This window comes from Okeania sp. SIO2F4, from assembly GCF_010672385.1.
Taxonomy (GTDB): Bacteria; Cyanobacteriota; Cyanobacteriia; order Cyanobacteriales; family Microcoleaceae; genus Trichodesmium.
Genome location: NZ_JAAHGT010000639.1, coordinates 1 through 5,755, shown reverse-complemented (window position 1 = coordinate 5,755; position 5,755 = coordinate 1). Strand labels below are relative to the sequence as shown.

General features: G+C 38.9%; 4 protein-coding genes. 3 read left to right on the top strand and 1 reads right to left on the bottom strand.

From position 1 onward, the window contains the following. Positions 1-35: 35 nt before the first annotated feature. The gene (locus F6K22_RS29375) at positions 36-2,513 is read right to left on the bottom strand and encodes an ATP-dependent Clp protease ATP-binding subunit (RefSeq protein ID WP_293106262.1); all 2,478 of its coding nucleotides are present in this window, start codon (positions 2,511-2,513) and stop codon (positions 36-38) included. Between the two features lie 244 nt (positions 2,514-2,757). On the opposite strand from F6K22_RS29375, the gene F6K22_RS29370 reads away from it, so the two are divergent. The 3 genes from F6K22_RS29370 (at position 2,758) to F6K22_RS29360 (ending at position 5,523) form a co-directional block, all read left to right on the top strand. Further along, positions 2,758-2,931, top strand: a complete 174-nt coding sequence (locus F6K22_RS29370; protein WP_293106259.1) for a hypothetical protein — start codon at positions 2,758-2,760, stop codon at positions 2,929-2,931. 678 nt (positions 2,932-3,609) lie between these two features. After that, complete coding sequence (locus F6K22_RS29365; RefSeq protein WP_293106257.1) at positions 3,610-4,056, top strand: DUF3598 family protein; 447 nt, start codon at positions 3,610-3,612, stop codon at positions 4,054-4,056. Between the two features lie 492 nt (positions 4,057-4,548). Next, positions 4,549-5,523, top strand: coding sequence for a quinone oxidoreductase family protein (locus tag F6K22_RS29360; protein ID WP_293106254.1), 975 nt, complete (start codon positions 4,549-4,551; stop codon positions 5,521-5,523). Positions 5,524-5,755: the final 232 nt, after the last annotated feature.

The following is a 5,755-nucleotide window of genomic DNA, read 5'->3' as shown; positions in this document are numbered from 1 at the left end:
ATCAACTCAATATTGATTACAACCTTATGTTGACATTAATTATTGCTGTAAGCAAATTCTGGTAGTTGTTCTTTAGCAGATCCATTAGGTGTAACCTTCACCTCGCCATTTTCATCTAAATCTACATAAACATTTTCCCCATCCTGAATTTGACCAGCTAATAACGCTTCTGCCAAAACATCCTCTAACAAACGCATAATAGCTCGACGTAGAGGTCTCGCTCCGTAACTAGGATCGAATCCTTCTTCTACTAAACGCTCCTTAAACTTATCGCTGACTGTAAGAGTAATTTCGCGATCGCCTAAACGACTAAATACCTCCCGCAGCATAATTTCTGCAATTTCTTTCACCTCATCCTTATTCAACTGACGGAAGACAATAATTTCATCCAGACGGTTGAGAAATTCTGGGCGGAAATATTGTTTTAGTTCCTCATTAACTAAGTTGCGGATACGATTATATTGAGCTTCTTCTTGATCCTCAGCAAACTCAAAACCTAAACCACCGCCACCTTTCTCAATGACTTTAGAACCGATATTAGAAGTCATAATGATTAAGGTATTCTTGAAATCTACTACCCGACCTTTAGAGTCAGTTAGACGACCATCCTCTAAAACTTGCAGCATAATATTAAATACATCTGGATGAGCCTTTTCTATCTCATCAAACAATACTACAGTGTAGGGACGACGGCGTACAGCTTCCGTTAGTTGCCCACCTTCATCATAACCAACAAATCCTGGAGGGGAACCAACAAGTTTAGAAACAGTGTGACGTTCCATGTATTCTGACATATCCACCCGAATCATGGCTTCCTCAGAACCGAAGAAATAAGCAGCTAATGCTTTTGTCAGTTCTGTTTTCCCAACACCAGTCGGACCGGAGAAAATAAAACTAGCAATAGGTCGCTTGGGGTTCTTTAAACCAACTCGAGCGCGACGTAAAGCACGAGAAACAGCTTTCACTGCATCATCTTGCCCAATGAGACGTTGATGTAGAGTATCTTCTATATGTAAGAGTTTCTCAGACTCAGATTCTGTCAACTTACTCACAGGAACTCCAGTCCAAGATGCCACGATATCAGCAATATCGTCTTCAGTCACTACAGGGGAGTTACTGGTTTTTTGGTTTTCGTTGTCGGTATTAGTCTGTTCAATCTCTGCTTGAATTTCTAGTTCGCGATCGCGCAGTTTACTTGCTTGTTCAAAATCTTGTTGACGAACAACTTCTTCTTTTTGTTTTGTCACCTTAGACAGTTCTCGTCTTAATTCCTTCAAATGTGGTGAAACCATTGAATTTTTTACTCTGACACGGGAACCTGCTTCATCAATTAAGTCAATAGCTTTATCTGGTAAGAAGCGATCGCTAATATAGCGATCCGATAATTCAGCTGCTGCTGTCAGAGCTTCATCAGAAATAGTCAACCTATGGTGTTGTTCATAAGCAGAGCGCACCCCATAGAGAATTTCAATAGTCTGTTCTACACTAGGTTCGCCAACTTTCACTGGTTGGAAACGACGTTCAAGAGCAGCATCCCGTTCAATATGCTTGCGATATTCATCTAGGGTAGTCGCTCCAATACATTGCAGTTCACCCCTTGCTAAAGCAGGTTTGAGAATATTGGCAGCATCCATACTACCTTCAATAGCACCAGCACCTACAACAGTGTGAATTTCATCAATAACCAAAATAATATTACCATTGGCACGGACTTCATCCATTATTTTTTTCAACCGTTCCTCAAATTCTCCTCTGAACCTAGTACCAGCTATCAGAGAAGCAATATTTAGACTAACTACCTGTTTATTTTCCAGGATATCAGGAACATCTTGATTAATTATCCGTTGAGCTAACCCCTCAGCGAGAGCTGTTTTTCCTACTCCAGGTTCACCAATAAGAACAGGATTATTTTTTGTCCTACGACCTAAGACTTGAATCATCCGTTCAATTTCAACTTGTCGGCCTACTATTGGATCGATTTTACCCTCTGCTGCTAACTTTGTTAAATCTGTACCAAATTCTTCTAGAGTAACGGCTTTCTTACCACTGGGGTTAGACCCTCCGGAAGACACTGCAGCAACTTCTCCGAGAGAGCGAATTACTTGAGTCCGAACTTTGCCTCTGTCAACTCCCAAGTTGTCCAAAACTTTAGCAGCTACTCCTTCAGAATCTTGTAGTAATCCGAGTAGCAAATGTTCTGTGCCAATATAGTTATGGTCTAATTTCCTCGCTTCTTCTAGAGAAATTTCTAACATCCTTTTTACCCTAGGAGTAAAAGGAATTTCTGCTGGAGTGAACCCAGAACCACGGCCAATTATTTTTTCTACTTCGTTCCGAGCATCTTTGAGATTTACACCATGTTCCTTCAGAACTTTAGATGCAATACCTGTACCTTCACCAATTAAACCCAGGAGAATTTGCTCTGTGCCCACAAAGTTATGTCCTAAGCGACGGGCCTCTTCCTGAGCTAACATGATTACTTTGATTGATTGTTCTGTAAAACGTTCAAACATTCTTACTTCCTCTTATTATTTGTTTATAGTCACAGGGGAGATTTCTCCCTTATAGTAATGTTTTTCACTAATTACTGACCATTCAGTGGCCATAAACAGGAACAAATGTAAATTTTTATTTACTTATAGTAACTTAAATGTAGCGTTGTGAAAGTAAAAGTGCCTAGTGAGGAGAGCCGTAACCGAGAATATAAGTAATTTCTATATAATAACTTGTTGTAAAAAATTTGAACAGGAGACCTTTTTGCCAGACAAAGCAAAAATGTATAATATTTACTGTATTTTACAGTACTATTTTCTGGGGAAAGTTGCAAGGCTTTCTGGAATATTTGCCACAATTGATAGGTTATACCATTACGAAGCAGGAAGACCGAAGTTGGAAGCAGAAATAAATTTTGAAAAAAAGCTAAATACATAGATATATGTAGTTTTTTCCATTCTAGAAGCATATTCTAGGCATAAATTAATAGGCTTCTTGTTGTAGCATTATTTGATTTAAATTGTACGATTGGCTCTAAGAGGTTGAGTAATTTTTTTTAGGAGCTAAGTCCTTAGTAGTAGCGCGTCTAAACTAAAATTGTGGGTTAAAAAAACCTAACCCCCCAACCCCACAACTATCCCTCCTGCCTCCCTGATTAAGCTATGCTTTATAAACATCTTTCTTAAGATAAAACTTGGACAAGTAAGAAAAGTTATGTGTTTGCCATTCAATGCATACTTTCAGGAGAGTCAACCTATTTAATTAGAGGCTTTTCTCCCCCCACCTCCCCATCTCCCCATCTCCCCACCCCCCCATCTCCCTATCATCGAAGGGTTTTAGGAGTTCCTGATCGGGGATAGCTTTGAAAGGGGGGAATATTTTTCTCCCCTCTCCTACGAGGAGAGGGGAGAATATTACCCCCCTTCCCTTGCAGGGAAGGGGGTTGGGGGGTTAGGTTTTTTTTACCCACAATTTTAGTCTAGACACGCTAGTACAAGAAAATTAGGTAGAACATCAGCAGTTTACAATTACCCTAACCTAGTACTTAAACATCATCTCTAAATTGCTATATAATAATTTCAATTTTATTTATTGTCTGAATCAGGAACATTTATTATGTCTAATATTCGAGAAGAAATGCCAGTATTAGTCCGCCATGAAGGAGATTGGAAAGGAACATATACAATAGTAGATAATGAGGGAAATATTATTGATAAACATACTTCTCATTTAACTTGTCAATTTCCAGAGAATGCAGAATATCCCTATTTTCAAACTAATCGTTATGAATGGGCGGATGGTAAAAAAGAAGAATATCAATTTCCGGGAATATATCGGGATAAAAAGCTTTGGTTTGATACAGAAAGGTTAGATGGTTATGCTTGGGAAGTAGATAATTCAACAATTATTTTGTGGATTACTTATAAAGGAATGGCAGATTTTTATATCTATGAAATGATTAATATTAGTCCTGATAATAATCATCGCGCCAGAACTTGGCATTGGTTTCAGAATGATAAAATTATCAAAAGAACAATTATTAAAGAAGAAAGAGTTAGTTAAATAAAAGTAATAGTAAAGGAACCACCGGGAGTGTGGGGAGTGTGGGGAGTGTGGGAGATGGGGGGATGGGAAGATGGGGAGTGTGGGAGAAATTAAAAAATATATATCCTCACCATTACCATGCAGGACTACCCAGCAAAAAACTTATAATTCTGCTTCTAGTTGCACTTTAGTGCCTCAGTATATAGCAAATCTCAAAAGTCTTGCTAAATCTTGTTGAAAGTAGGGTTCGACTGAATAAGATATCTTTAACTCAATGGCCACAACGCTTTTGATGGTTAGTAGACCAAAAATTAGGGAGTTTGCATGCAACGTCCCGACAGGTCGATCATTTTTTTTATGTGGTGAACTCACCTGAAAACTGCTGCAAAATCATTAAAAATAAGGTATTGCATTATTTTTGGGAATTGGTAATATCTAGGTGCGCTAAAGCGCAACTACAAACAAATATTTTGGTGATAACTTACAATAATTCTAGATAATATACTAAAAATGAAAGCAGTTCGCATACATGAATACACAGGTATCTCTGGTATTCAAGTAGTAGAAAAAGAAATTTTAGTCCCTAGTTCCGGTGAAGTTAGAGTGTTTGTAAAAGCTGCTGGAATTAATAACTCAGACTTGCAAATGACCTACGGAAAATATAAAAGACCAGACGATGACGCATTACCTCAAATTCTTGGTCAAGAAGCAGCGGGTGTGGTTGATGCTGTGGGCGAAAAGGTTGAAGGGTTTTCACCAGGAATGCGGGTAATGGGTCACGTTCGAGGAGCTTTTGCAGAAATGGCGATCGCTCCTGCTACAGAATTATTAGCTATTCCTGAGGATATATCGTTTGAGGTGGCAGCTAGTTTACCTATTAATTATTTGACAGCTATTGTAGCTCTCATCCATCGGGCAAAAGTTCGGATAGGAGAATGGGTGCTAGTTCATCCTGGTAGTGGTGGTGTGGGAACTGCAGCAGTACAACTAGCTAAGTTATTAGGAGCAAAGGTTATTGCTACTGCTGGTAATGCAGCTAAGGTGGAATATCTGATGAAATTGGGTGCTGACTATGGGATTGACTATAGCAGTCAAAATGTAGTTTCTGAAGTAGGCCAGATTACAGAAAATCTGGGGGTACAGGTGGCACTTGATGGAGGTGGTAAGGTTACATTTGCTGACTGTTTAGGGGCGATCGCTAATAATGGTCGTATTGCTTGCTATGGTACAACTACTGGTTTGGATGCTGCTTTACCAATGGGAAAATTACTGGGGCGCAATATTGCAGTTTATGGTATTGCTCTTTGGTATAACAGTTATTATCAGGCAAGTTGGCAAACTCTTAAAGATTTAGTTATGCCAGCATTTGGACAGGGAAAATTACAGTCAACTATTGAGCAAGTAGTCGGTCTGGAAGGAGTCTCAGAAGCGTTGACGAGGATAGAGCAGCGTAGTTTGATGGGAAAAATTGTTGTAGTTCCTTAAAATTAATGGATTATATAAATAAGGAGATGGGGAACACTTAACTGAGAAAAGGGAATAGGGACGAATAATATCAAATCCGGTTAAATAATTATTATACATCTCCGTAAAAGAGGGAGTAGGGAGTAGGGAGTAGGGAGAAATAATTGATGATTTCTACCCGATAATTGATTTAATTTTTGATTGTCGGAGATGTCTATTATATATTTGGGGGAGTAGGGGAGTAGGGGAGATA